This is a genomic window from Microlunatus antarcticus (assembly GCF_014193425.1).
Classification (GTDB): domain Bacteria; phylum Actinomycetota; class Actinomycetes; order Propionibacteriales; family Propionibacteriaceae; genus Microlunatus; species Microlunatus antarcticus.
Window position 1 is genome coordinate 683,452 of record NZ_JACHZG010000001.1, and the last position, 25,065, is coordinate 708,516.

A 25,065-nucleotide genomic window follows, 5' to 3' on the forward strand; every position below is an offset into this window, starting at 1 on the left:
TCGACCGTAGGCGCGCTCACCAGCCGCTGCGGCAGGGCCTTCCGCGGAGCTCGGTCAGGTAGTCCTCGGGGGCGCCGGCGGACTGGGCCGCGTCGGCGAGGATGCCGAGGGTGCGGGCGCTGGGCATGCCGCCCTCGAAGTCGTCGAGGACGTAGACCCAGGCGGTCTTGATCCCGTCGAGCGTCTCGACCCGGACGCGGACCTTCTTGTAGAGGCCGGAGGCGTCGGCGCTCTCCCACTGGTCGAGCGTCGACTCGTCGGCGGAGGTCACGTCGTACACGGCCACGAACACGTGCTCGGCCTCGTGCGCCTCCACGAGCGTCGGCAGGGCGCCGTCGAAGCCGTCTCCGCCGAAGGTCAGCCGCCAGCCGGGGATCCAGCCGGTCCAGCGCAGCGGGCTGTGGGGACAGCGCCCGGACATCTGCGCGGGGTCCAGGTTGCTCCCGTAGGCGGCGTACAGCACGCACGGAGATTATCCCGACGGCGAGCGCGGAGGGCGCTTGCTCACGCCCACCGGCGCGAAGGTCCCCGCGACCCTGAGACGATGGGGGCATGGACCGCGTGGTGATCATCGGCGGTGGGCCGGGTGGGTACGAGGCGGCGCTCGTCGCCAGCCAGCTGGGCGGAGCGGTCACGCTCGTCGAGGACCAGGGGCTGGGCGGGTCGGCGGTGCTCACCGGAACCGTCCCGTCGAAGACGTTGATCGCCACCGCCGAGGTCATGTCCGAGGTACGGGAGTCGGCCGAGCTCGGGGTGCGTCTGCACGCCGACGGCGACGGCTGCGCGGGCACCGCCGACCCCGACCGCGGCGTCACGGTCGACCTCGCGGCGGTCAACGCGCGGGTGCTCGACCTCGCGACCAAGCAGTCGGCCGACATCACCGAGCGGCTGCTCGGCGAGCACGTCACCCTGGTCGACGGGCGCGCCCGGCTCGACGGGCCGGAGCACGTCGTCGCCACGCGCGCCGACGGCACCGAGGAGGTGCTCGACGCCGACATCGTCCTGGTCGCGACCGGCTCGCGGCCGCGCGAGCTGGACACCGCCCGGCTCGACGGCGAGCGCATCCTCAGCTGGCGCCACCTCTACGCGCTGACCGAGCTGCCCGAGCGCCTGATCGTGGTCGGCTCCGGCGTGACCGGGGCCGAGTTCGCCAGCGCGTACGACGCCCTGGGCTGCGAGGTCGTGCTCGTCTCGTCGCGCGACCGGGTGCTGCCCGGCGAGGACGCCGACGCGGCCCAGGTGCTGGAGGACGTCTTCGCCCGCCGGGGGCTGACGGTCATGTCCCGCTCCCGCGCCGCGAGCGTCCTGCGCGACGGCGACGGCGTCGTGGTCACGCTGACCGACGGCCGCAAGGTGACCGGGTCCCACTGCCTCCTCGCCGTCGGCTCGATCCCCAACACCGAGGACCTCGGGCTGGAGACGACCCGCGTCGAGACCGACCGCTACGGCTCGATCGTGGTCGACCGGGTCTCGCGCACCAAGGCCCGCGGCATCTACGCGGCGGGGGACTGCACCGGGGTGCTGCCGCTCGCCTCGGTCGCGGCGATGCAGGGCCGGATCGCGATGTACCACGCGCTCGGCGACGCGGTCGCCCCGCTCGACCTGCTCACCGTCTCCTCGAACGTCTTCACCAGCCCCGAGATCGCCACGGTCGGGGTGAGCCAGCAGCAGGTCGACGACGGGCTGGTCCCCGTCCGCGAGGTCGTGCTGCGGCTCCGGGGCAACCCGCGGGCCAAGATGCAGGGCAACCGGGACGGGTTCGTCAAGGTGTTCTGCCGCAGCGTGACCGGCATCGTCATCGGCGGCGTCGTCGTCGCCCCGCGGGCGAGCGAGCTGATCTACCCGATCGCGCTCGCCATCTCGCAGCGCCTGACGGTGGACCAGCTGTCCGCGTCGTTCACGGTCTACCCGTCGCTCTCCGGCTCGATCGCCGAGGCGGCGCGGCGCCTGCACGGGACCCGCTCGATCACCTGATGGCGCGGTCCGAGCGGGACGTGGAGCGGACCGAGGACGGACGGTTCCTGGTCATCGACGGCCGGAGGTGGCGTGCGACCGACCCGCTCATCCCCGACGAACGCCGCCACGAGCTGCAGACGGTGCTGATGGCCTGGCGCCGCGAGGTGAAGCGCACCAGGGGGACCGACGAGGAACGGACGTCGCGCGACGGGGTCCAGGCCACCAAGGTCGCGCTCGGCGAACGCGGCACCCCCTGGTGGGAGCAGACCGAGGACGAGCGCCGCACGCGGTGGGAGACCCACGTCGAAGGTCCGGGCCCGCGGTGAAGGCGTCCGTGCGACCCTGACGTCATGGTCCTGATCACCACCGGAGGTCGTGCCGCGTAACCGACCCCAGCGGCTGCGCGCCCTGCCGCCCAGCGTCCCGCCGAGCACGACGCGCGGGCTCCCGACCCGCACCGCCGAATCTCTGGACTGGCTCGACGACCCCGCCCTGACGTCGAAGGACGTGGCCCTCGAGCTCGACGAGTGGCGGCACGTCGTCAGCCTGCCGGAGGCGGTGCTGAGCGCGCCGCACAACGACTGGGCCGAGTTCGTCGGACCCAGCGCCCGCGCCGCGCTCGACGATGCGGTGCGGGCCCTCGGCCGTCGCGAGGGCGCTCCGCTGCGCGCTGAGCTCGCGCGCCTCGACGAACGGTTCCGCCGCAAGACCTCGAACAACCCCTTCGCCGACCCCGCTCTTCCGTGGTGGGCGCGGCGCTGGTGGCACTAGCCGCCCGGGCCCGCCGCACCGGGGCGACGCCGCAGCCCGACGACGAAGAGGACCACGCCGACCACGGCCACGACGACGCCGATCCCGACCGCGTACGGGCCGCCCTGCAGGAAGAGGCCGGCCAGGACCACGAGGACGCCGAGCACCAGCAGCGTCTGGCCCAGCTGGACGGCCAGGCCGGTCCGGGGGCGGGGTCGGGGGACACGTCCCGGGGTGCTCATCGTGCGGGCGCGCCCAGCGCGTCGGCCAGCTCGAGCAGGTCGCTGACGACCAAGTCGAACTCGTCCTCCGGCGGCGGACCCTCGTCCGGCCGCTGGACGTAGCAGGTCTGCAGCCCGAGGCGGGCGGCCCCGCGCAGGTCCCAGACGTGGGCGGCGACCATCATGACCTGCCCCGGCCGGAGGTCGAGCGTGTCGATCGCGACCTCGTACGCACGCGGGTCGGGCTTGAACGCCTGGGACGGTCGGGTGGACAGCGCGAGGTGCCAGGCCAGGCCGCCGGTCAGGGACAGGAAGGCGAGCTCGTCCGGGTCGGCGTTGCTGAGGGCGACGACGAGCCGGTGGGTGCGGAGCCGGTCGAGCCCGGCCGCCGAGTCGGGCCAGGGCTTGAAGGTCTCGACGACGTCGACCAGCTGGGCCACCAGGCCGCCGTCGAGCGGTGCGAGCCCGACCTCGGAGACGGCCGCGCGGACGGCCTCGGCCCGCAGGTCGCGGTGGCTGGCCCAGGGTCGGTCCCCGGAGCTCACCCGCCGCATCAGCTCCGTCAGGTGGGTCGCGGTGGCCGCCGCCACCCGGATCGCGGCCTGCTCGTCGTCGCCGCGTCGGGCCAGTGCGGCGACCGTCGCCTCCCGGACGCCGCCGACGTCGTCGACCACGGTCCCCATGACGTCGAAGACGAGAGCGCGGGGGCGGGGAACAGGCATCCGGCCATGCTGCCAGTCGCGGACGGCCAGTCGTCGGCGGCTCCCGGGCACCACCGCGCAGGTACTCTCGCGGCGTGACCGTGGCTGACGTGGTTGACGGGGACGCTGTGACCGGCGCGGGGATCGAGGCGGTCGCCGACCTGCTCGCCGGCCGCACCTGGACCGTCCTCTCGGGCGCCGGGGCGAGCACCGACAGCGGGATCCCGGACTACCGCGGGCCGACCTCCGTACGCGCGACGCCGATGCTCTACGCCGAGTTCGTCCGCTCGGTCGACAACCAGCGCCGCTACTGGGCCCGGTCCTACCAGGGCTGGTCGCGGATGGGCCACGCCGAGCCGAACGAGGGTCACCACCTGCTGGCCGCCCTCGAGCCGCACGGGCAGATGGGCGTCGTCACGCAGAACGTCGACGGGCTCCACCAGCGCGCCGGCAGCTCGCCGGTCATCCCGCTGCACGGCTCCATCGCCGACGTCGTGTGCCTCGGCTGCGGGCGTGTGACGGGCCGCCGCGAGCTGCAGGACCGCCTCGCCGTGCTCAACCCCGACGTCGGTACGCCCCGCGTCCTCGAGCACGCCGAGCTGCGACCCGACGGCGACGCGGTCGTGGACGAGTGGGGCGACTTCGTGCTCGCCGACTGCCGGGCCTGCGGCGGCGTGCTCAAGCCGGACGTCGTGTTCTTCGGCGAGACCGTGCCGCGCGACCGGGTCGACCAGGCGTACGCCCTCGTGGACGCCGCCGACGTGCTCGTCGTCCTCGGTTCGTCGCTCACCGTGATGTCGGGCTTCCGCTTCGTCCGCCACAACGCCAGGGCCGGCCGGGACGTGGTCATCGTCAACCGCGGCGTCACCCGCGGTGACGACCTCGCCACGCTCAAGCTCGAGGCCGGCGTGACCGAGACCCTCGCTGGCCTGCGGGACCTGCTCAGCGCTTAGAGCGTCGAACGAAAAACGCCCCCTGAGCTTGTCGAAGCGGTGTCCTGAGCCTGTCGAAGGGGGCCTCGAAGAGGTTGGCGCCTCCCGGTGATCGAGGTGGAGCCAACCCGTTCCGGGCTGTTCGACAGGCTCAGGAGCGTAGGTAGCAACCGGCTTCGGGAGCGTAGGTGGCAACCGGCTCCGGGAGCGCTGAGCTCCTAATCCCCGCCGAAGAAGTCGCCGAGGCCGTCGAACAGACCGCCGATGCCGTCGCCGACGGACTCGAAGCCGTCGCCGATGCCCTCGCCGATCCCGCCGAGGCCGGCTCCGATCCCGCCGAACATGCCGCCCCCGCCGCCGAAGAGCATGCTGCCGATCAGCATCCCGGAGAGCATGTCGCTGCCGTTCCAGCGGCCGTAGTAGCCCTGCGCCCAGGGCGCGTACGCCTGTCCGCCCTCCCAGTAGGGCACGCGCTGCGCGCCGACCTGGACGGTGCGGATGTACGGGTCGGCGCCGGCCAGGACGCGCTCGGCGTCGGCCGGGCAGGCGGGCACGGAGCGCTCGGCGCCACCGGCCGGGGCCCAGTCGACGTTCTGCGACGAGGGGCCGTGGGCCGGGTTGAAGAAGCAGGGCGGCCGCTTCTGCGGGAGCGGCCGGCCGTTGACGCGGGCCTTGACGCAGGCGACGGCGTAGCGGCCGTCCTCGAGGATCTCGGTCACGTGCCGGATCTCGTCGGGCTTGGTGACGGCGTCGAGCGAGGACTTCGAGTCCTCGTACGCGTCCAGCGCCCGCTGGTAGTCCTGCTGCATGGCCTCGTCGAGGGGGTGGCCCGCGACGTCGACGTCGAGGCGCTGGAGCTCCTCGCCGAACTTGGTGACGTCCTCGTCGGCGGCACGCCTGGAGGTGGACAGCTGGCTCTCGAGTGCAGCACGCTCGGCGCCTTCACGCTGACGTACCGCGTGCCGCCGGTAAAGACCCACGCCCCCGAGGACCACTGCAACGACGAACAGCAGCAGCAGAAGATCCATGGGGCCAGTGTGCATTCGCGCGCACGTTCGACCGAAGGCCTGCTCCCGCCTTCTTACCGACTTCTTGTCGCGTGGCCCTGCGGGACCGTCAGGCGCCGGTCAGGCGTCGACGATCTCGCAGAGGACCAGGCCCGAGGTGACCGTCGCGCCGAGCTCCGCCGCAAGGCCCTTGACCGTGCCGGAGCGGTGCGCGGTCAGCGGCTGCTCCATCTTCATGGCCTCGAGCACGACCACGAGGTCGCCCTGCTCGACGTGGTCGCCGTCGGCCACCGCGACCTTGACGATCGTGCCCTGCATCGGCGAGGTGAGCGCGTCCCCGCTGGGGGCGCCGGCGGCGGCCGCCGTACGACGGACGGGCTTGCGGGCCTTCGACCCGCCGTTCGAGCCCGTGGCGCGCCCGGCTCCGAGACCGGCCGGCAGGACGACCTCGAGCCGGCGGCCACCGACCTCGACGACGACCCGCTCGCGGGCGTCCTCCTCGGGCGCGTCGGCGGCGGCGCCCGACCAGGGCTCGATCGTGTTGTCGAACTCGGTCTCGATCCAGCGGGTGTGCACGCCGAACGTGCCGGAGGCGGCCGTGAAGGCCGGGTCGTCGAGCACCACGCGGTCGAAGGGCACGACCGTGGGCATGCCCTCGACGACCAGCTCGCGCAGCGCGCGCCGGGAACGTTCCAGGGCCTGCTCGCGGTCCACGCCGGTCACGATGATCTTGGCGACGAGGGAGTCGAAGCTGCCGGGCACGGTCATCCCGGCGCGGTAGCCCTCGTCGACCCGGACGCCCGGTCCGAGCGGCGGGACCCAGCGCGTCAGGGTGCCCGGCGCGGGGAGGAAGCCGCGGCCCGCGTCCTCGGCGTTGATGCGGAACTCGATCGAGTGCCCGCGCGTGACGGGGTCGCCGTAGCCGAGCTCCTCGCCGTCGGCGATGCGGAACATCTCGCGCACGAGGTCGAGACCGGTGACCTCTTCGGAGACCGGGTGCTCGACCTGCAGGCGGGTGTTGACCTCGAGGAAGGAGATCGTGCCGTCCTGCCCGACGAGGAACTCGCACGTCCCCGCGCCGACGTAGCCGGCCTCGGTGAGGATCGCCTTGGACGACGTGTAGAGCTTGTCGAGCTGGTCGGCGGTGAGGAACGGCGCGGGCGCCTCCTCGACCAGCTTCTGGTGGCGGCGCTGCAGCGAGCAGTCCCGCGTGGAGACGACGACGACGTTGCCGTGGCTGTCGGCCAGGCACTGGGTCTCGACGTGGCGCGGCCGGTCGAGGTAGCGCTCGACGAAGCACTCGCCCCGCCCGAACGCGCCGACGGCCTCGCGGACGGCCGACTCGTACAGCTCGGGGATCTCCTCGAGGGTGCGGGCGACCTTGAGGCCGCGGCCGCCGCCGCCGAACGCGGCCTTGATGGCCACCGGGAGGCCGAACTCGGTCGCGAAGGCCACGACCTCGGCGGCGTCCGACACGGGGTCGGCGGTGCCCGGCACGAGGGGGGCGCCGACCTTCTGCGCGATGTGGCGGGCCTGGACCTTGTCGCCCAGCGCGGTGATGGCGGCCGGCGGCGGGCCGATCCACACCAGGCCGGCGTCGAGGACGGCCTGCGCGAAGTCCGCGTTCTCGGCCAGGAACCCGTAGCCCGGGTGCACGGCGTCGGCGCCGGAACGTGCGGCGACGTCGAGGATCTTGGTCACGTCGAGGTAGGTCTGGGCCGGCGTCGAGCCACCGAGCGCGTACGCCTCGTCGGCGAGCGTCACGAAGAGCCCGTCCGCGTCGGGGTCGGCGTAGACCGCCACGCTGCCGAGGCCTGCGTCGGCCGCGGCCCTGATCACCCGGACCGCGATCTCGCCGCGGTTGGCCACGAGGACCTTGCTGATGCGACCGGTGCTGGTGCGTCCCGGACGGCTCGCCTCTGGCACGTGCCCTACCTTCCGCGGTGGCGCCTTCGGCTCCCGCGTCAGCGGAGTCTAGTGGTCGGGGTCGCCCTGGCCCGCGACCGACCGCGTGTGCCACGCTTCGGACGTGGCAGCCGAGGACCTGGCCGGAGAGATCGTCCCGGACGACAAGGACTGGACGTGGGTGCTCGAGCGCCGCTGCGACGCGTGCGGCTTTGAGGCCGCCGGGGTTGCGCGGGAGGAGCTGGCCGAGCGCTACTTCGTCGCCGCCGAGGAGTGGGTGCAGATCCTGCGCGTCAGCCCCGCCGTCGAGTCGCGCCCGGCCCCGACGACCTGGTCGCCGCTCGAGTACGGCGCCCACGTGCGTGACGTCCTCCGGCTCACCCTCGAGCGGGTGGAGCTGATGCTCACCGCGGACGACCCGGTCTTCGCGAACTGGGACCAGGACCAGACGGCCCAGACTGACCGCTACACCGACCAGGACCCCGAGCAGGTCGCCGAGGACCTCGAGGCGGCGGCGCAGCGGCTCGTCGGGCTGGTCACCGAGATCGAGCCCCGGGCCTGGGACCGCCGGGGGACCCGGTCGAACGGCTCGGCCTTCACGGTGACGACCCTGCTGCAGTACGGGCTCCACGACGTCGTCCACCACCTGTGGGACGTCACCGGCCAGCCGGACGGGGCGAGCTCGCTCGAGCTGGCCTGAGGCTGCGCCGGTCGGGACCTCAGCCCGCCCGCACCGCCTCGAAGGTGGCGACGTCGAGCCGCTTCATCGTCATCATGGCCTGCATCGCGCGGCTCACCCGCTGCGGGTCGGGATCGGCGAGGAGCTCCGGGAGGATGCGCGGGACGACCTGCCAGGAGAAGCCGAACTTGTCCTTGCACCAGCCGCAGTCGCTCTCCTGGCCCCCGTCGCCCACGAACGCGTCCCAGTAGTGGTCGACCTCAGCCTGGTCGGCGCAGTCGATCTGCAGCGAGAAGGCCTCGGTGAAGGTGAACTCGGGCCCGCCGTTCAGCGCGGTGAACGGGTGGCCGTCCAGCACGAACTCCACGAGCAGCGGCTGGCCCTGACGCTCCGGGTTCTCCGGGCCCCAGCTCTGAACGCTCGTGATCGACGAGCGCGGGAACAGCGACACCCAGTAGCGGGCGGCCTCCTCGCCCCGGGTGTCGAACCACAGGCACGGCGTGATGGCACTCATCTCGGTCCTCCTCGGTAGGTCTGATCACCGGTACCGACCATGCCGGACGGCAGAACTCATCGCCCGTCCGGGACCGGGCGTGACGCCGCGCCGACCTGCCTGCCCGTCAGGGACGGCCGGGTGGTGAGGTGGAGACGTGGACGACGCCCTGCCGCTGCTGGACAGCACCCGCCGCGCTCTCGACCACCGCCTGGCCCGTGCCCAGGCCGAGGGTCGCGCGCCGAGCCTGGTCGCCGGCCTCGTCCGCGACGGGACCCTCGCCTGGACCGGGATGCGCGGCTCGGTCGACGGCGCCCCGCCGACGCCGGACACGCAGTACCGGATCGGCTCGATCACCAAGACGTTCGTCGCGGTCCTGGTCCTGCGGCTGCGCGACGAGGGCCTGCTCGACCTCGCCGACCCCGTGGAGGCGCACCTGCCGGGCACGTCCGTCGGGGACCGCACCGTCCTGCAGCTGCTGAGCCACACCGCGGGCATCGCCTCGGAGACCCCGCCGCCCTGGTGGGAGCGCACCGACGGCGACGTCCGGCCGGAGCTGGCCGGGGTGCTCGGCCCCCAGCCCCGCATCCTGGTGCCCGGTCGGCACTTCCACTACTCCAACCCCGGCTTCGCGGTCCTCGGGGCGCTCGTCGCGCACCTGCGCGGCCGGTCCTTCGCCGAGGTGCTCGCCGCCGAGGTCCTCGAGCCGCTCGGGCTGCGCCGGACCAGCCTGATGCCGGCCGCGCCGCACGCCCGCGGCTGGGCGGTCCATCCCTGGGCGGACCTGCTGCTGCCCGAACCCGCCCACGACGCCGGCTGGATGGCCCCGGCGGGGCAGCTCTGGTCGACCGTCGAGGACCTCTCCCGCTTCGCTGCCTTCCTGCTCGACGGGGACGACCGCGTGCTGTCGCTCGACTCGCTCCGCGAGATGCGCGAACCCGTCGCCGCCACCGACGCGGAGGCCGGCGGCTACGGCCTCGGTCTCCAGTGCTCGGGCGGGCCGCACGCGCTGGTGGGTCACGGCGGTTCGATGCCCGGCTTCCTGGCGGGCCTCGACCTCGCCGTCGACCAGGGGCTCGCGCTGGTCGCCTTCGCCAACGCCACGTCGGGTCCCGACCTGGGCGCGCTCATCGAGGACCTGGTCGAGGTGGTGACGACGGCGGAGCCACGCCTGCCCGAGGCCTGGGCACCGCTGCCCGAGGCCGACGCCGAGCTCCTCGCGCTGACCGGGCCCTGGTACTGGGGGGCCGCGCCCTTCGCGGTCAGGCTGCTCGCCGAGCGCCACCTCGAGCTCGTGACGCTCGGCCGCCGGGGACGGGAGTCACGGTTCCGCCCGGAGGCGGACGGCGCCTGGACCGGGATCGACGGCTACTACCGCGGCGAGACGCTGAGGATGGTCCGCGACCCGTCCGGCGTCGTGACCCACCTGGACCTCGGCTCCTTCGTGCTCACCCGCGAGCCGTACGCGCCGACGTCGGTGATCCCGGGCGGGGTCGAGCCGGGCGGCTGGACCGGCTGACCCGGCGCGGCTGCTCGGTCGTCGGGCGGCAGCTCAGTCCTCGGGCGGCAGCTGGGGCTGGGTGGTCGAGGCCAGGACGCGGCGGGCGCGGCGGCCGAGGTCGCTCAGGTCCACCCGGCCGGCGTCCGCGGCGGCGGCCAGGCGGGACGCGAGGTCGAGCGCCTCGTCCAGCACCGAGACCTCGGCGGCGGCCTCCTCGCCCATGTCGCGCAGGATCGTGTTCTCGGTCCGCGACGCCACGACCGGGTCCGGGACGCCCTCGATCCACACCCGCGTACGCCGTCCGTCCCCGCGCTGCTCGCCGGTCAGCGGTTCCAGGGCGAAGATCTTGTCCGAGCGCGCGTACTTGCCGAAGCCGAGGGACACCATCCGCACGTCGGGCACGCGGTCATCCTCGCAGCCCAGCTCCCGCACCACCGGTCGAGCCCGTCCCGACCCGACGAGGGTGCGGGACGTCGCGCACACGTGCTGAGGCGCGCGCCGTATCAGCAGACGGTCCGGGCACTCCTTCAGACGGGACGCCCGTCCCACGCCGCTCGATCACAGGAGTCCTCGATGTCCCTCCACCTCGGCCGCCGCGCGGCCACCGCACTGCTCGGCGCCGTGCTGACCGTCGGTCTCGTCGCCGGCCCCGCCCACGCCGGTCCGCGCAGCCCGGACCCCGAGCTGACGCAGCACACCGCCGCTGCCGGCCGGGCCACCGCACCGTCGTCCCAGCGGGCTGCGGCCTCGATCGACTCCGACGTCTACGCGTACGCCAGCAGCCCCACCTTCCGCATCTACTTCGTGCTCGCCGGTCGGCTGAAGCTCCAGCTCAGGTCCGGGAGCACGACGAAGTACAGGGGCTCGTTCATCGACTACACGGGCAACAAGTCGTACGAGGCCAGCGCCGACGCCACCGACCCGGCTGCGCCGAAGATCAAGCTCAAGAGCAAGAACGGGACGTTCGAGCTCGTGTCCACCAGCGCGTTCGGCACGTCCTTCTACAGCGCGACCGGGACGAAGGTCCCGTCCAAGCTCAAGGTCGAGGCCGGCTCGGTGAGCTTCGGTGCCACCGCGCACAAGACGAGCTCGCGCAGCTACGGCATCACGCTGACCGAGCGGTCCGGCGCGATCAACGACCCGTTCGAGTACGTCGGCACCCTCACCCTCGTCGACGACGCCAACGGCCGGATCTCGGGCGGGTCGGTCACGGTGAGCAACAGCAAGGGCAAGAACGTGACCCACTCGCTGACGAGCAGCGGCTACTCCAGCTCGGCCTACTTCTACACGGTCGCCAAGATCGACAAGACGTACTTCGGGCTCAACGCGACGATCAGCGGTTCGTTCGTGACCGGCTACGCGTTCGGCGCCAGCGGGTCCAAGACGACCCAGTGGCTGCTCAGCGGCACGGCCTGAGACGAGGACCATCGGGGCACGAGGGAACGCGACCCGACAGCGCGGCAGCCCGCCGCGCACGACGGTCTGCGGCCAGAGTCGGACCGGCAAGCAGGGCGAGGCCGATCGCCACGACGTGGCCCACCGACGACACCTCGAGCCGGGTCAGGCCGCCGAACAGGTGCGGGGCCAGCAGGGCCAGGCCGAGCCCGGAGGCCGCCCGGCCGACGAGGGTCGGCGCGAGGAGCAGGCCCAGCGCGAGGGCCGGAGCGACCACGTACGAGGGGCCGACGTCGACCAGGAACCGTGCGGTCGTGGGCATCGACCCGGCGCGGACCTGGGCCGCGAGCACGTTCTCGCTGACCAGCGTGGCGAGCACGTGGCCACCGGCCAGCAGAGCGGCGAGGCGGACGTTCCCGAGCGCGTCACCGGCGGCCGTGAGCCCGACCACCGCCAGCACGACCCAGCTCACCACCGTGCCGTCGTCGGTGACGAAGGCCGAGCCGACCAGGGCCCGGACCGGGTGGTCGGCGAGGTTGGCCAGGTTCGTGCTCAGGTACGCGACCCAGGCGTCCCGGACGGGCGCCGGGCGGGTCGTGACGTACGAGGCCACGAGCCCGAAGGCCGACGCGTACGCGAGCCCGAGCAGCGAGCCCGTCGACGGCTCGCGGAGCCGGGTGGGGTCCGCGAGGCTCAGAGGGGCAGCTTGCGGAACAGCGGGCGGGGCACGTGGCGCAGGCCCGACATGACGAAGCGCATCGGCGCCGGCACCCAGATGAGGTCGCGCTGGGCCGTCACCGCCGCGACGGTCGCATCGGCGACCTCCTGCGGCGTCGCGGCGAGGGGGGCCTCGTCCATCCCGTCGGTCATCTTCGACCTCACGAAGCCGGGGCGCACGACGAGCACGCGCGCACCGGTGCCGCGCAGGGCCTCGCCGAGGCCGAGGTAGAAGCCGTCGAAGCCGGCCTTGGTGGAGCCGTAGACGAAGTTCGAGCGGCGGACGCGCTCGCCGGCCACGCTGGAGAGCGCCACGATCACGCCGTGCGCCTGGTCCTTGAGCCGGTTGGCCAGCAGGACACCGAGGTGCACCGGGGCGGCGTAGTTGACCTCGGCCAGCTCGAGCGCGAGCTCCGGGTCCTGCCACGCCTGCTCCGCGTCGCCGAGCAGCCCGAAGGCCACGACCGCGACGTCGACGTCACCCTCGGCGAACGCCGCGTCGATCGTCGCCGCGTGCGAGGCGTGGTCGCGGGCGTCGAGGTCGACCTCGGTCACCCGGCAGCCCAGGGCCGAGAGCTCGGCCGCGGCCCCCGTACGGCGCTCGCCCGGCCGGGCGGCGAGCACGACCCGGAGGCCGCCCCCGCGCCGGGCGTACGTGCGGGCGATCGCCAGGGCGATGTCGGACGTGCCGCCCAGCAGGAGCAGGGACTGGGGGTTGCCGGTGGCGTTGATCAAGGAGTCGCTTTCTCGGGGAGCGGCCATCACAGCGCCAGGCGGCGTGCGAGGTCGGAGATGAAGAGGTGCTCCGGGTCCGCCCGGTCGCGGACGGCGAGGAAGGCGTCCAGGCGCGGGTACATCTGACGGAACCGTTCCGCGGTGAGGCGGGAGTCCTTGGCCAGGTAGACCCGACCTCCGACGCTCACGACCTCCTCGTCGAGGGCGTCGCAGAGCTTGTCGAGGCCCGCCTCGATCGGCAGGTCGACGGTCAGCGTCCAGCCCGGCATCGGGAAGGACAGCGGCGAGAGGTTGCCCGGGCCGAAGCGCTTGAGCACGTTCAGGCAGGACAGGTGGCCTGACGTCACGATCATCTCGAAGCACCGCTTGAACGTCTCGTGCGCCGAGAACGGCACGACGAACTGGTACTGGAGGAAGCCGTTCGGGCCGTAGAGGCGGTTCCACTCGGCGACGATGTCGAGCGGGTGGAAGAAGGCGGTGATGTTCTGCAGGGCGCCGACCTGGTGCTTGGGCGCCTTGCGGAACCAGAACTCGCTGAACGCCTTGGCCGTCGCGACGTTGACCATCCGGTTGGGGAAGACCTCGGGGATCGTCCCGAAGGACGGCGCCGCGAACCTCAGGGGCTCGCGGCGGCGCTTGGGGTCGAGCTGGGACAGCTTGGCCTTGTCGCCACGGGTCAGCACCGCGCGACCCATGTGCTTGCCCCGGGTCACGGCGTCGAACCAGGCGACCGAGTAGTTGTAGCTGTCGTCGCCGGTGCTCATCCGGGCCATCAGGTCGTCGATGTCGCTGCAGCGGTCGGTGTCGACGGTGAAGTACGCCGTCTCCACCCGCTGCAGCTCGACGACGGCACCGACGATCGCGCCCGTCAGCCCCATCCCGCCGATCGTGCCCCAGAACAGGCGGCCGTCGTCGTCGAGCGCGTCCCAGGTGTCGCCGGCCGGTCGGTCGAGCGTCTTGACGCTGCCGTCGGGCATGAGGAGGTCGAACGAGCGGACGTGGTTGCCGAAGCTGCCCTGGGTGTGGTGGTTCTTGCCGTGCACGTCGGCCGCGATCGCGCCGCCGATGGTCACCTGGCGCGTGCCCGGGAGCACCGGCACCCAGAGCCCGAAGGGCAGCAGCGCCTTCATCAGCGTGTCGATGCTGACGCCGGCCTGCAGCGTCACCGTCGGCGGCTCGGAGGCGGCGTCGACGGAGAGGATCTTGTCGAGACGCGTCAGGTCGAGCGTGATGCCGCCCGAGTTCTGCGCGGCGTCGCCGTAGCTGCGCCCGAGCCCGCGGGGCGTGACGCCGCGACCGCCGCCCTGCCGCAGGGCGGACACGACGTCGGCGACGGACTCGATGCCGTGCAGGTGGGACATCGCGCCGGCCGCCCGGCCCCAGCCGTGGATCTCCACGAGCTGCTGCGGGAGAGGCGGCTGCTCCTCGATCCCGGAGGGCCGGATGTGCGGCAGGTCGAGGTCGCTGCCGCCGCCGGGCATGGCGGGGAAAGCGTTCCGGACGAAAGCGTTCATCGCGTGAACACCGCGATGGAGATGACCACGAGCCAGACCAGTCCGATCACTTGGAGAACCCTGTCGTGCAGGACAACTTCTTCGGGCTCGCCCGCGTTCCCGGCGTCGACCTCGAGGGCGTACTGGAGCAGGCCGAGGGTGAACGGTGCGATCGAGATCGCCGTCCACGGCACCGCGTACGCGCCCACGCCGCGGTTGTCGAAGGCCCACAGGCTGTAGGAGATCAGGACCATCACGGCCGCGAGCATCCAGGCGAAGCGCAGGTACGACTCCGAGTAGCGCTCCAGCGACTTGCGTGTCCCGGCCCCGCTGCCCAGCGACTTGATCTCGGAGTAGCGCTTGCCCGCCACCATGAAGAACGAGCCGAACGCCGCCACCAGCAGGAACCACTGGCTCAGCGCGAGGTCGCTCGCCACACCGCCGGCGATCGCCCGCAGCAGGAAGCCGGAGGCGACCATCGCCAGGTCGACGACCGGCAGGTGCTTGAGGAACGCGGAGTAGCCGAGCTGCAGCAGCAGGTAGATCAGCAGGGTGACGCCGAGCTGGGGCGCGGTGAAGAAGCCGAGCGTGAGGCCGGCCGCGCCCGTGACGACGGCCAGGACGACCGCGGCCTGCGGCCGGAGCTCGCCCGCCGCGATGGGCCGGAACCGCTTGCGCGGGTGCAGCCGGTCCTCCTCGACGTCGCGGACGTCGTTGATGAGGTAGACCGTGGCGCTCATCAGGCAGAACGCCACGAAGGCGAGCGCGGAGGCCAGCAGGACGTCGCGCTCGAAGAGCCGCCCGGCGGCGAGAGGAGCGGTGAAGACGAGGACGTTCTTGACCCACTGGCGCGGTCGCATCGCCCGGATCGCCGCCGGCAGCCGCGAGCGGCGCGGCTCCTCGAGGAGGTCGTCCTGCGGGATGGCGGGCACGGCCGGGGTGGCCGGCGACGGCTCGACGTCCGGCGCGGCGGCCGCTTCGGGGGGAGCCGGCCGCGAGGTCGCGGACCGGGGCGAGGTGTCGGTCATGAGAACTCAGATGGTATCGGCGCCCACCGACATCGCCCCGCACCTCGTACGCGCGGCTACCCTCGCCCCGTGCGGACGACCCTGGCTCGACGCGGGGCCGTCGTCTCGGTCCTGGCGCTCCTCGTGCTTGCGGGGTGCGGGGCAGCAGGGTCGGAGCCGGGACCGCCGTCCACCTCGCCGACGCCTACCGCGACCGTGTCCCGGCCCGCCGACGGGGTCAGCCTGTCCGCGCTCGGCTTCGAGAACGGTCCCGTCGACCGCGTGTTCGTCCCCGTCGGCGCCCAGCTCGCCACCCGCGTCGACCAGACGAACAACGTGACGCTCGTCCTCACCGCTCCGTCCGCCGCCGCCCTGACCGACTTCTACCGCCGTACGGCGACGGGTAACGGCTTCGTCGTCACGGCCGACGACCCGGCGACCACGACCCTGACGTTCAGCGGGTTCGGCTGGACGGGGACGTTCACCGGTGACGCCCGTGCCTCCGCGCTGCTCCTGCGCCCGGCCTCCTGACGTTCGAGCCGCCTGACCGTCAGCCCAGGTCGTCGACGAGCCAGCGCCCGTCCTGCTTGACCAGCGGGATCTCGACCGCATCCTCTCCACTTGACCGGATGGTGCGCCACTCGCCGTCCTTCCGCTGCTGGGTGCGGTACTTGTAGGTCACCGAGACCGTCGCCTTGTCCTCCGTCAGCTTCTCGACCTTGGAGGTCTTGCGGATCTCCGTCACGTTCCGGGCCTGCTGGCCGTAGCGGGCACGGAACTTCTTGAGGCCCTCCTCGAAGTCCGCGGTCTCGAAGGAGGCGTAGCCCGCCTTGGTCATCAACGGCCTGACGCGGTCCTGGTACTCGTCGTAGGTCAGCTGCCCGTCGATGCCGAAGGCGGTCTTCATGAACGTCTCCGCCGCGGCCTTGACGTTCTTGGTCTCGTCGACCGGAGTGGCGCTCGGCGACGGGGTCGCGGCGGCCGAGGTCGCGCTCGCCGCCGGGGCGACGGGAGCGGCCGAGCTCTCGGCCGGGGTCGTGCTCGCCCCGCAGGCGCTCAGCAGGGGCAGAGCCATGACCGTGCCGGCCGCCAGGGCCTTTGCGATCCGCGTGTTCATCGTCGTGCTCCTCCGTCGTGTCCTGGGTGCTGACGCGTGAGACCACGGTCGGCGACCAGGAACGTTGCCACGCGCGGACCGCGGACGGGGCGGATCCGGCGGTTGTCCACAGCCCCACCGGAACTTCTCAGCCGCGGCAATCCCCGGCCCAGACGCACGACGCCTCGCGGCAACGGTGACGCGCCTCAGGAGGCGTTGTCGACGAGCCACCGGCCGTCGTCGAGCACGAGCTTCACCGTGACGCTGCCCGTGCCGAGCGACTTGAGCGTCTTCCAGTCGTCCCCGGCCTTCTGCTGGGCGAGGTTCTCGTACGCGAGCGTGACCGTCGCGGTCGTGGCGTCGATCGAGACGACCTCGGGGTCGTCGGCGAACTTCGGCGCCGACCGGGCCCGCTGGGGGTAGAGGGACTTGAGCGCGGTCGAGCCCTTCTTGATCGAGTCGGCGCTCTCGAGGGAGTCGAAGCCGTCCTTGGTCATCAGCGGCTCGATGCGGTCGGTGTAGTCGTCGAAGGACTTGTCCGGGTAGCCGATCGTCAGCACCGTCCTGACGAACTTCTCGGTCGCGGCCTGGACCCGCGTGGTCTGCTTCGCCGGGTCGGCGCTCGGGGTCGGCGAGGGCGTGGCGTTCACGACCTCGGTGCCGGGAGCCGTCACCTGGCTGCTGGGGGCGGTGGCGGTGGCCGTGCCCCCGGACTCGGCGCGCCCCGTCCCGCACCCCGCGAGCACGGGCAGCGTCACGACGGCGGCCGCGGCCACCGCCCGCGCGATGCGCTTGTCCATGCGGCCTCCGTCGCGTCCGGCCCGCGACCGGCGGGTCACGTCGAGTGCGTGAACGTTCTCACGGGACGTGAGGTCGGATGCCTGATCCGGCGTTTGTCCACAGACGCTCGGTGAACTCTTCGGTGGTGCCCAGGGAAGGCCCCCTCAGACGGTCGGACCAGAGTCGTTCGTGAGGTTGACTGGTTGAGGGGTCAATGCTGCCGAGGTCCTGAGGCAACGTTGTCGTGCACCTGAGGGTGTCCGGAGGTGACCCCGGCAGAGTTCTTCTCACCAGCCCGGAAGGGCAGGGGGCCCGTCAGCACCGGGCCGGAGAACCAGCACGACCAGCACGAACCCAGAAGGCCCTGGCGCCTCTGCCGTACCAGCCGCTCCCGTCGGGGGAGCGCGGCCGCTACGGCGGGGCGCGGGGCCTTTCTGACGTCCTGGCCCGAGCCTGCACGAGTGGCGGCCGCGCGGGGTAACACCACCTGTCCACGGGCTGAGCACGCCGGCCGGAGCAGGAATTCCTGACCCGCGCCCACCCGTTGACGTGAGCGAACCACGACGAAGGAGACATAGCCATGACGGCATCCAGCACCGAGAAGAAGCACTCCTACAAGCCGGCCTTCAAGGCCGACGAGGCGCTCGGCGCCAACCTGCAGCGGGTCGCGGTCGACATGATCAACCTGCACATCGTCGGCAAGCAGGCCCACTGGAACGTGGTCGGCAAGAACTTCCGCGACCTCCACCTCCAGCTCGACGAGCTGGTCGAGTCCGCCCGCGAGTTCTCCGACGAGATCAGCGAGCGCATGCGCGCCATCTACGTCACCCCGGACGGGCGCGCGTCGACCATCGCGAAGACGTCGAGCATCGCGGAGTTCCCGGGCGGCGAGGTCGACACCGCGGAGACGGTCGACCTGATCGTCACGGCGATCTACGCGGTCGCCGGCACGATCCGCGAGGTCCACGACGACGTCGACGACGCCGACCCCACGACGGCGGACCTCCTGCACGGGTTCCTCGTGCGCCTGGAGCAGCTCGCCTGGATGATCGAGGCCGAGAACCGGGTCGCCAACCGCACGACCCCGGCGCCGATCACCGAGTGATCTGACCGGTACCACCCGCACCACCCGCGGCAAGTGGTCATCCCGCCCCGGCACGCACGGCGTGTCGCGGGCTCGGGGTGACCACTTTCCCGTTCTGGGGGAGGGGCGGTGGCAGCATGCCGACCCATGGGCGCGTTCGAGGACCTCGTACGGGGTGAGGCGCCGCTGCTGGACGCCTACCTGACCGCGCTGGACGGCGACGCCACCCCCTTCACCATCCCCGGGCACAAGCGGAGCGCCGCCTTCGGCCGAGTGGTGGCCGGTGACGTCCCGCTGCACGGCGGCCTGGACTCGATCGGGCTGACCGGCGGCCTCCTGGTCGAGGCCGAGCGACGCGCCGCCGCCCTCTGGGGCGCCGACGTCGCCCGCTTCTCGGTGGCCGGCTCGACCCACGGCAACCAGGCGCTCGCCCTCGCGGTCGGACGGCCCGGCGACCGGGTCGTCGTGCCGCGCACGCTCCACCGGTCGCTGCTGCTGGGGCTGGTCCTCGCCGGGCTCGAGCCCGTCTGGCTCCCCACCCGCGTCGACCCCGGCTCGGGCCTGCCGCTCGGCTGCCGCCGGGACGACGTCGAGCAGTGCCTGCGCGACCATCCCGACGTCGTCGCGGTCTTCGTCGGCGACCCCACCTACGTCGGCACGGTCGGCGAGCTGGCGGCGGTGGCGGAGCTGGTGCACGCGGCCGGGCTCCCGCTGCTGGTCGACGCGGCCTGGGGCGCCCACTTCGGCTTCCACCCGGCGCTGCCCGCGCACGCGCTGCAGGCCGGGGCCGACGCGCTCGTCATGAGCGCGCACAAGATGCTGCCGGCGTACTCGCAGGCCGCCCTCGTCCTCGCCCGGACCGAGCGGCTCGACCCCGCCCGGCTGCAAGCCGCCTTCGACGCCACCCACACCACCAGCCCCGCGGGCGCGCTGCTGGCCAGCCTCGACGCCGCCCGGGCCCTGCTGCAGCTGGACGGCGAGGCGCAGCTGGACCGGCCCGTACGCCTCGTCGCCGCGGCCCGCGCGCGGCTACGGGAGGTTCCGGGGCTGACCGTGCTCGAGGCGGCGGAGGCCACGCGCCTGGTGGTCGGCCTGGCCGGGACCGGCGCGGACGGCGTGGTCGTGGGCCGCGAGCTGCGGGCGGCCGGGGTCGAGGTCGAGCTGGCGGACCGCGACTGGCTCATCCCCGTCGTCACTTTGGCGGACACCGAGGACACGGTCGACCGGCTGGTCGTCGCGTTGGTCGCGGCGGTCCGACGACATCTCGGCCCGCCGCGCGAGAGGGCGGTGGCGGCCAGCTGGAGCGTCCGGCCCGAGATCGTGATGCCCCCGCGCGACGCGTTCTTCGCCCGGGCGACCACCCTGGGGGTCGACGAGGCCGTGGGGCGGGTCTCGGCCGAGCTCGTCGCGCCCTACCCGCCGGGCGTCCCCGTCCTGGCGCCGGGGGAGCGGATCACCGCCGAGGCCGTCGCGAGCCTCCAGGCCGCGGCGCGGGCCGGCACCCGCATCGCCTACGCGGCGGACCCGACGATGGCGACGCTGCGCGTGGTCGCCTGAGCCAGACGCCGACCTCTTCGAGGCCCTTCGACAGGCTCAGGGAGCGTTGCGCAGCACTGGTGTCGGCGGGGCCTCGGGAGAACGCTCCCTGAGCTCGTCGAAGGGCCTCGAAGAGGTCAGCACCTCCAGCAGCTCGTCGCACCAGCGCACGAGGCCGACGGCGTCGATCCCGTACGGCGGGGCGCCGGCGTAGAGGGCGATGCGGCGGCGGGCGCGCTGGAGGAGGGTGGTCGCGCCCGTCGGGTTGCCGCGCAGCACGTGGGTGAGCCCGACGGCGAGCTGGGCGAGACCCTGCCAGAGCTCGCGCTCGGGGTCGGGCGCGGCCTTCCAGCTCGCCTCGAGCACCTCGTGGGCGTGGAAGGGGAGGCCGGCGTCGAGCAGGCGCTGCGCCTCGACGAGCGCGGGCAGCGGTTCCAGGACCAGGTCCTCGGGGACGCGCTCCACGCCGACCGCGCCCCGCGGCAGGGGACGGCCCAGCTGGTCGCGCGGCCGCGCGTTCTGCGCCCGACCCCGGGCGTCCCGCTCGCGCTCGACCACCGCCGTACGCCCTACGCCCGCGCCCAGGCCTGGAACGCGTCGAGCGACTCCGGCGACCCGGTGACCGCCACCTGCGCGTGCTCGCGCCGACCGCTGATCCACAGGGCCAGCTCGACGGGCTCACCGGTCAGCGTCACGCCGTCGCCGGCCTTCGCGACCCGCGTCTGGCCCCGCGGGGTCGCCAGACGGACCCCGACCGGTGCCTTCCGCAGGCTGAGCGCGAACAGCGCGAGCTGCTTCCACACCTCGTCCTGCTCCTCGACCGGCAGGTCGCGCGGCTCGGCCGGCACGTTCCCGCCGCGGCGGACGTCCTCGTGGTGGATGACGTACTCCACAAAGTTGATCTTCTCGGCCGCCCAGCTCATGGGCGACCAGGCGGGGGCGCCGGCGACGAAGCGGTCGACCAGCCGGTCGTAGCCCTGCTTCGACCGGGCCCGGTCGGTCAGCTTGCCGAGGCCCGGCTCCTGGCCCGGCGGCTTCCGCGCGACCGCGTCCTTGAGACCGGCGACCGGGCCCTGCTCGCGCTGGACGAGGTGGGCGACGAGCCGGCGCACGTCCCAGCCGTCGCACAGCGTCGGGGCGTCGGGGTCGGTGCTGCGCAGGGTCTGCACCAGCGACTCCTGCTCGGTGGCAACCCAGCTCATCGGCTTCTCCTCGGTTCCTGCGTCGTACGGCGGTGATCGTGCTGCGGTGATCTTGACCAGCATAGGAACGGGGTCCGCCGCCACATCGTCACGCACCTGTCACCGCAACGGCTCGCGCGTCGTGCATCCGGATGCAACGATCTGCGCGTGACCAGAGTGGCGGCGTGCCAGGTGCCCATCGACATCGACGACGCGGAGAAGACGAGGCGGCTCGTCTTCGAGTCCGTGGCGGAGGCCGCGCGCCTCGGCGCCCGCCTCGTGGTCCTGCCCGAGCTGGCCCTGTGCGGGTCGATCTTCGCCGACGCCACCGAGTCGACCTCGCGGGCCGAGCCGGCCGACGGGACCTCCGTCCGCTTCTTCGCCGAGCTGTCCGACGCGTTCGACCTGGTCCTGGTGGCCGGCTTCTGCGAGGTCTCGGGCCTGGACCTGCCCTACAACAGCGCGGTCGTCGTCGACCACGGCCGCGTGCTCGCGGTCTACCGCAAGACCCACCTGTGGGACTTCGAGAACGAGCTCTTCACCCCCGGCGACGTCCTGCCGCCGGTCGTCGAGACCTCGGTGGGGGCCGTCGCCCCGCTCATCTGCTACGACCTCGCCTTCCCGGAAGTGCTGCGCAGCGTGGCCCTGCGGGGCGCCCAGCTCATCGCCTCGCCGGCGAACTGGCCCGACTCCGACAGCCCCGACGTCCGCCCGCCGGAGGTGTCGAAGGCGATGGCCGGCGCGGCGATCAACCGCGTCGTGGTGGTCGTCGCGGACCGGGTGGGCGAGGAACGGGGCCGCCGCTGGGTCGGGGGCAGCGTGATCTGCGACCACGAGGGCTACCGCGTCGCCGGGCCGGAGTTCGGCGTCGAGACGGTCCTGGTGACCGACGTCGACCTCGACGCCACGCTCGACAAGGCGATCAGCGGCCGCAACCACGTCTTCGCCGACCGGCGCACCGACCTCTACTGACCGCGCGGCATCGCTGCGGGAGCAGAGGTACCGAGCAGGGGACGTCCGCGTCACCGTTGCGTGACGATCGGCGACGACGCGTCCGCAGAGGTTGCCAAACGCGATCGGCGATCCCTAAGTTATACGTATGCACCTCACCCCGGCCGATGCCCTCAGGATCACTGGTTCGTTCTCCGTCGTCCGCGCCCCCGAGCGCCCGGACGTGGCGGCCCAGTCGGACCCGAAGGTCATCGAGACCGTGTCGAGCATGCTGTCCGAGATCGAGCGCGACGGGCTCGCTGCCGTACGGCGCTACGCCGAGCGCCTCGACGGCTGGACGGGCGGCGAGGACTTCGAGATCGCGGAGAGCTCGATCCCGGGCCTCGTCGACGGCCTGCCGCAGGACCTGCGCGACGCGCTCGACGCAGGGGCCGAGCGCACGCGCCGCTTCGCCGACATGCAGCGCGCGCACCTGGTCGACTTCGAGGACGAGGTCATCCCCGGCGTCATCTGCGGGCAGCGCTACGTGCCGGTCGGCAACGTCGGCGCCTACCTCCCGGCCGGCCGCTTCCCGCTGCTGGCCAGCGCGTTCATGACCGTGGGCGTGGCCCGCGCGGCCGGCGTGCCGAACGTCGTCAGCTGCACCCCGCCGTCGCTCCACGGCCAGGTCCACCCGGCCGTCCTCTACTCCGCGCGGGCCTCCGGCGCCCACCGCGTCTTCGCCCTCGGCGGCGTCCAGGCCCTCGCCTCCATGGCCTTCGGTCTGCTCGACGGCGTGCCGGCCGACATGATCGTCGGCGCGGGGAACGCGTTCGTGGCCGAGGCCAAGCGCCAGCTGTACGGCAAGGTCGGCATCGACGTCCTGGCCGGCCCGTCCGAGGTCGCGGTGATCGCCGACGAGACCGCCACGGCCCAGATGGTCGCCGCCGACCTGCTGGCCCAGGCCGAGCACGGCCCGACCACCCCGGCCTGCCTGGTGACGACGTCGGCCGAGCTCGCCGCGGCGGTCGAGGTCGAGGTCGCCCGCCAGCTCGAGGGACTCGCCACCCGCGACATCGCCGGTGCCGCCTGGCGCGACTGGGGCTCCATCTACGTCGCCGACTCCCCGAAGACCGCGGTCGAGATCATGAACGTCCTCGCCCCCGAGCACCTCGAGATCCTCGCCGAGGACACCGACTTCTACCTGGAGAACATGACCAACTACGGCTCGCTGTTCCTCGGCGAGTGGTCGACGGTCGCTTACGCGGACAAGGGCATGTCGGGCACCAACCACGTCCTGCCGACCGCCCGCGGGGCCCGCTACACCGGCGGGCTGTCCGTCACCGGCTACCTGAAGCAGCTGACCTACCAGAAGGCCACGCGCGCCTCCACCGAGGCGCAGGCCGGACCTGTGGTAACCATTGCGGACTTCGAAGGCATGCCCGGCCACCGTGACAGCGCGCAGCTGCGTCTGGACATCATCTCCTCGTCGTAGCTACCGGCTGACCGCTCGACCCGTGCGAGCGGGACAACTGAATACGTAGGGTTCCACCCTGCTCGACCCTGTGCCCGACCCGTTGCGTCCGTCGTTCCCGCCTGCCGAGAAGAAGGTCCCATGCGTCACATGCGTCTCCCCAGATCTCAACGTCCCGTCCGGCTGATGGCGGTCGGCCTGCTGGCCGCCTCCCTCGCCCTCACCGCCTGCGGCGCCGGCTCCCGCACCGGTGCGGCGACCGCCACCAAGGTCGCCTGCGACTTCACCAACCCGTCGACGCCCACGACCATCAACGTGCTGGCGTACAACTCCTCGGCGGTCGACCCGTTCAGCAACACGATGGTCGCGAGCTGCACCCACGACAACGTCACGGTCAAGCACGACCCGATCGACTTCGCGGGCCAGCTGGAGAAGACCACGGCCACCCTCGCGGGCGACACCGGCACGTACGACGTCGTCGAGACCTACACCTACGCGATCCCGGACCTGGCCTCGCGGGGCAAGCTCCAGCCGCTCGACGACCTGTACGCGAAGAACAAGGACAAGTACGCCCTGGGCGACCTGGACCCGAACACGCTCAAGTCGATGACGTACGACGGCAAGCTGTACGGGCTGCCGATGCAGTCCCAGCTCCTGGTCATGGCCTACCGCAAGGACCTGTTCGACAAGAACGGTCTGACGCCGCCGACCACCTTCGAGGAGCTGCGCACCGACGCCAAGAGGCTCCAGGACGCGGAGGGGATGAAGTACCCGATCGCGCTGCCGCTGCTGAGCACCGCCGACCTGGACACCGCCTTCGCCGCCGCGCTCGGCTCGCAGGACAGCGCCTTCTTCGTCAACCCCGACACCAAGAAGCCGAACTTCACCGAGGAGCCGACGGCCAAGGCTCTCGAGCAGCTGAAGTCGCTGCTGCCGTACATGGACCCGCAGGTCACGACCTTCGACCAGCCGAAGGTCCAGCAGCAGCTCTACAACGGCAAGGCCGCCGTCGCCGTGATGTTCTCGGGTCGGATGAACGACCTCGTGCAGCAGAAGAACACCAAGCTCTACGACAAGTTCGGCTTCGCGGCCCCGCCGGCGGTGTTCGCGGGGGGCAAGGCCTACAGCACGGTGTCCACCGACGGCTGGTCCATCCCCTTCAACACGAAGGTCGACAAGGACCTGCTCTTCGAGGTCATCGGTGCTTCGGTGAGCCAGGAGGCCTCGCAGGCCTCGGTGCCCGCGGCGTTCCCCGCCCGCACGACCGTCGACCAGAGCGCCTCGCCGTACGCGGCGGCGACGAAGGACTCGCTGGCCAAGGGCCCGACCAAGGAGATCCAGCCCTACGTGCCGGCGGTGAGCGAGGCCATCCGTCCGGTGCTGGCCAACTACATGGCGGGCAAGATCGACGTCCCGGCGGCGCAGCAGCAGATGCAGGCCGCGGCCGAGAAGGTCATGGCCGCCCAGAAGTAGCCGGTTGCGGGTGGGTCCG

General features: G+C 72.6%; 28 protein-coding genes. 13 read left to right on the forward strand and 15 right to left on the reverse strand.

Features of this window, described 5'->3' with window-relative positions:
• Nucleotides 1-16 precede the first annotated feature (16 nt).
• Nucleotides 17-463 (reverse strand): gamma-glutamylcyclotransferase family protein, encoded by a 447-nt coding sequence (locus tag FHX39_RS03125; RefSeq protein ID WP_183336735.1) that lies wholly within the window; start codon nucleotides 461-463, stop codon nucleotides 17-19.
• An 89-nt stretch (nucleotides 464-552) separates the two neighbouring features.
• On the opposite strand from FHX39_RS03125, the gene FHX39_RS03130 reads away from it, so the two are divergent.
• Genes FHX39_RS03130 through FHX39_RS03140 form a run of 3 tightly spaced genes read left to right on the forward strand, consistent with a single transcriptional unit; the run spans nucleotide 553 to nucleotide 2,727 of the window.
• A complete protein-coding gene (locus tag FHX39_RS03130; protein WP_183336737.1) occupies nucleotides 553-1,974 on the forward strand; it encodes an NAD(P)H-quinone dehydrogenase in 1,422 nt (473 codons plus the stop codon).
• Nucleotides 1,974-2,282, forward strand: a complete 309-nt coding sequence (locus FHX39_RS03135) for a hypothetical protein (protein WP_183336739.1) — start codon at nucleotides 1,974-1,976, stop codon at nucleotides 2,280-2,282. The genes FHX39_RS03130 and FHX39_RS03135 overlap by 1 nt, the downstream gene beginning before the upstream one ends.
• Before the next feature lie 49 nt (nucleotides 2,283-2,331).
• Entirely contained in the window at nucleotides 2,332-2,727 is a 396-nt protein-coding gene (locus tag FHX39_RS03140; protein ID WP_183336741.1) for a hypothetical protein, read from the forward strand.
• On the opposite strand, the gene FHX39_RS03145 is transcribed toward FHX39_RS03140, so the two are convergent.
• Together FHX39_RS03145 and FHX39_RS03150 are read right to left on the reverse strand one after the other, a co-directional pair.
• A complete protein-coding gene (locus tag FHX39_RS03145) occupies nucleotides 2,724-2,948 on the reverse strand; it encodes a hypothetical protein (RefSeq protein WP_183336743.1) in 225 nt (74 codons plus the stop codon). The two genes, FHX39_RS03140 and FHX39_RS03145, sit on opposite strands and share 4 nt — an antisense overlap.
• A complete protein-coding gene (locus FHX39_RS03150) occupies nucleotides 2,945-3,649 on the reverse strand; it encodes a haloacid dehalogenase type II (RefSeq protein WP_183336745.1) in 705 nt (234 codons plus the stop codon). Before FHX39_RS03150 ends, FHX39_RS03145 begins: the two co-directional genes overlap by 4 nt.
• A 74-nt stretch (nucleotides 3,650-3,723) precedes the next feature.
• Between FHX39_RS03150 and FHX39_RS03155 the strand changes: the two genes are divergently transcribed.
• Nucleotides 3,724-4,581 carry a Sir2 family NAD-dependent protein deacetylase gene (locus FHX39_RS03155; protein ID WP_332836642.1) on the forward strand — a complete coding sequence of 286 codons (858 nt, stop codon included), beginning with the start codon at nucleotides 3,724-3,726 and terminating at the stop codon, nucleotides 4,579-4,581.
• A 197-nt stretch (nucleotides 4,582-4,778) separates the two neighbouring features.
• On the opposite strand, the gene FHX39_RS03160 is transcribed toward FHX39_RS03155, so the two are convergent.
• Both FHX39_RS03160 and FHX39_RS03165 read right to left on the reverse strand, forming a co-directional pair.
• Entirely contained in the window at nucleotides 4,779-5,588 is an 810-nt protein-coding gene (locus FHX39_RS03160) for a hypothetical protein (protein ID WP_183336747.1), read from the reverse strand.
• Nucleotides 5,589-5,687: 99 nt separating this feature from the next.
• On the reverse strand, nucleotides 5,688-7,493 hold the full coding sequence (locus FHX39_RS03165) for an acetyl/propionyl/methylcrotonyl-CoA carboxylase subunit alpha (protein ID WP_332836643.1): 1,806 nt from the start codon (nucleotides 7,491-7,493) through the stop codon (nucleotides 5,688-5,690).
• A gap of 103 nt (nucleotides 7,494-7,596) precedes the next feature.
• Between FHX39_RS03165 and FHX39_RS03170 the strand changes: the two genes are divergently transcribed.
• On the forward strand, nucleotides 7,597-8,172 hold the full coding sequence (locus FHX39_RS03170; RefSeq protein ID WP_332836644.1) for a DinB family protein: 576 nt from the start codon (nucleotides 7,597-7,599) through the stop codon (nucleotides 8,170-8,172).
• Between the two features lie 19 nt (nucleotides 8,173-8,191).
• On the opposite strand, the gene FHX39_RS03175 is transcribed toward FHX39_RS03170, so the two are convergent.
• Complete coding sequence (locus FHX39_RS03175; protein WP_183336749.1) at nucleotides 8,192-8,665, reverse strand: VOC family protein; 474 nt, start codon at nucleotides 8,663-8,665, stop codon at nucleotides 8,192-8,194.
• Nucleotides 8,666-8,801: 136 nt separating this feature from the next.
• Here FHX39_RS03175 and FHX39_RS03180 point away from each other — a divergent pair, with 136 nt between their 5' ends.
• The gene (locus tag FHX39_RS03180) at nucleotides 8,802-10,163 is read left to right on the forward strand and encodes a serine hydrolase domain-containing protein (protein ID WP_183336751.1); all 1,362 of its coding nucleotides are present in this window, start codon (nucleotides 8,802-8,804) and stop codon (nucleotides 10,161-10,163) included.
• 33 nt (nucleotides 10,164-10,196) lie between these two features.
• Here FHX39_RS03180 and FHX39_RS03185 read toward each other — a convergent pair whose 3' ends face one another.
• The gene (locus tag FHX39_RS03185) at nucleotides 10,197-10,547 is read right to left on the reverse strand and encodes a hypothetical protein (protein ID WP_332836645.1); all 351 of its coding nucleotides are present in this window, start codon (nucleotides 10,545-10,547) and stop codon (nucleotides 10,197-10,199) included.
• Nucleotides 10,548-10,718: 171 nt separating this feature from the next.
• On the opposite strand from FHX39_RS03185, the gene FHX39_RS03190 reads away from it, so the two are divergent.
• Nucleotides 10,719-11,561 (forward strand): hypothetical protein, encoded by an 843-nt coding sequence (locus tag FHX39_RS03190; RefSeq protein WP_183336753.1) that lies wholly within the window; start codon nucleotides 10,719-10,721, stop codon nucleotides 11,559-11,561.
• Here the strand turns inward: FHX39_RS03190 and FHX39_RS03195 are convergent.
• The 4 genes from FHX39_RS03195 to FHX39_RS03210 all read right to left on the reverse strand — a co-directional run bounded on the left by FHX39_RS03195 (nucleotide 11,545) and on the right by FHX39_RS03210 (nucleotide 15,513).
• Complete coding sequence (locus FHX39_RS03195; RefSeq protein WP_183336755.1) at nucleotides 11,545-12,153, reverse strand: rhomboid-like protein; 609 nt, start codon at nucleotides 12,151-12,153, stop codon at nucleotides 11,545-11,547. The two genes, FHX39_RS03190 and FHX39_RS03195, sit on opposite strands and share 17 nt — an antisense overlap.
• 80 nt (nucleotides 12,154-12,233) lie before the next feature.
• Nucleotides 12,234-12,992 (reverse strand): decaprenylphospho-beta-D-erythro-pentofuranosid-2-ulose 2-reductase, encoded by a 759-nt coding sequence (locus FHX39_RS03200; RefSeq protein WP_183336757.1) that lies wholly within the window; start codon nucleotides 12,990-12,992, stop codon nucleotides 12,234-12,236.
• 26 nt (nucleotides 12,993-13,018) lie between these two features.
• Entirely contained in the window at nucleotides 13,019-14,506 is a 1,488-nt protein-coding gene (locus FHX39_RS03205) for an FAD-binding oxidoreductase (protein WP_232530567.1), read from the reverse strand.
• Nucleotides 14,503-15,513: a decaprenyl-phosphate phosphoribosyltransferase gene (locus FHX39_RS03210; protein ID WP_183336758.1), complete on the reverse strand. Its 1,011-nt coding sequence runs from the start codon at nucleotides 15,511-15,513 to the stop codon at nucleotides 14,503-14,505. The genes FHX39_RS03205 and FHX39_RS03210 overlap by 4 nt, the downstream gene beginning before the upstream one ends.
• 69 nt (nucleotides 15,514-15,582) lie before the next feature.
• On the opposite strand from FHX39_RS03210, the gene FHX39_RS03215 reads away from it, so the two are divergent.
• On the forward strand, nucleotides 15,583-16,023 hold the full coding sequence (locus tag FHX39_RS03215; protein WP_183336760.1) for a hypothetical protein: 441 nt from the start codon (nucleotides 15,583-15,585) through the stop codon (nucleotides 16,021-16,023).
• Between the two features lie 19 nt (nucleotides 16,024-16,042).
• On the opposite strand, the gene FHX39_RS03220 is transcribed toward FHX39_RS03215, so the two are convergent.
• Nucleotides 16,043-16,609 carry a hypothetical protein gene (locus FHX39_RS03220; RefSeq protein WP_183336762.1) on the reverse strand — a complete coding sequence of 189 codons (567 nt, stop codon included), beginning with the start codon at nucleotides 16,607-16,609 and terminating at the stop codon, nucleotides 16,043-16,045.
• Between the two features lie 185 nt (nucleotides 16,610-16,794).
• A complete protein-coding gene (locus FHX39_RS03225) occupies nucleotides 16,795-17,388 on the reverse strand; it encodes a hypothetical protein (protein ID WP_183336764.1) in 594 nt (197 codons plus the stop codon).
• 560 nt (nucleotides 17,389-17,948) lie between these two features.
• Here FHX39_RS03225 and FHX39_RS03230 point away from each other — a divergent pair.
• Together FHX39_RS03230 and FHX39_RS03235 are read left to right on the forward strand one after the other, a co-directional pair.
• Nucleotides 17,949-18,473, forward strand: coding sequence for a Dps family protein (locus FHX39_RS03230; protein WP_183336766.1), 525 nt, complete (start codon nucleotides 17,949-17,951; stop codon nucleotides 18,471-18,473).
• Nucleotides 18,474-18,599: 126 nt separating this feature from the next.
• Nucleotides 18,600-20,009 carry an aminotransferase class I/II-fold pyridoxal phosphate-dependent enzyme gene (locus FHX39_RS03235; protein WP_183336767.1) on the forward strand — a complete coding sequence of 470 codons (1,410 nt, stop codon included), beginning with the start codon at nucleotides 18,600-18,602 and terminating at the stop codon, nucleotides 20,007-20,009.
• A gap of 36 nt (nucleotides 20,010-20,045) precedes the next feature.
• On the opposite strand, the gene FHX39_RS03240 is transcribed toward FHX39_RS03235, so the two are convergent.
• A complete protein-coding gene (locus FHX39_RS03240; protein WP_183336768.1) occupies nucleotides 20,046-20,546 on the reverse strand; it encodes a DUF309 domain-containing protein in 501 nt (166 codons plus the stop codon).
• Nucleotides 20,547-20,557: 11 nt separating this feature from the next.
• Entirely contained in the window at nucleotides 20,558-21,190 is a 633-nt protein-coding gene (locus FHX39_RS03245; protein ID WP_183336769.1) for a TIGR03085 family metal-binding protein, read from the reverse strand.
• A 147-nt stretch (nucleotides 21,191-21,337) separates the two neighbouring features.
• Between FHX39_RS03245 and FHX39_RS03250 the strand changes: the two genes are divergently transcribed.
• The 3 genes from FHX39_RS03250 (at nucleotide 21,338) to FHX39_RS03260 (ending at nucleotide 25,046) form a co-directional block, all read left to right on the forward strand.
• A complete protein-coding gene (locus FHX39_RS03250; RefSeq protein ID WP_198423242.1) occupies nucleotides 21,338-22,141 on the forward strand; it encodes a nitrilase-related carbon-nitrogen hydrolase in 804 nt (267 codons plus the stop codon).
• A 127-nt stretch (nucleotides 22,142-22,268) separates the two neighbouring features.
• Complete coding sequence (hisD, locus tag FHX39_RS03255; protein WP_183336770.1) at nucleotides 22,269-23,594, forward strand: histidinol dehydrogenase; 1,326 nt, start codon at nucleotides 22,269-22,271, stop codon at nucleotides 23,592-23,594.
• Nucleotides 23,595-23,714: 120 nt separating this feature from the next.
• A complete protein-coding gene (locus FHX39_RS03260; protein WP_183336771.1) occupies nucleotides 23,715-25,046 on the forward strand; it encodes an ABC transporter substrate-binding protein in 1,332 nt (443 codons plus the stop codon).
• The last annotated feature ends 19 nt before the right edge of the window (nucleotides 25,047-25,065 follow it).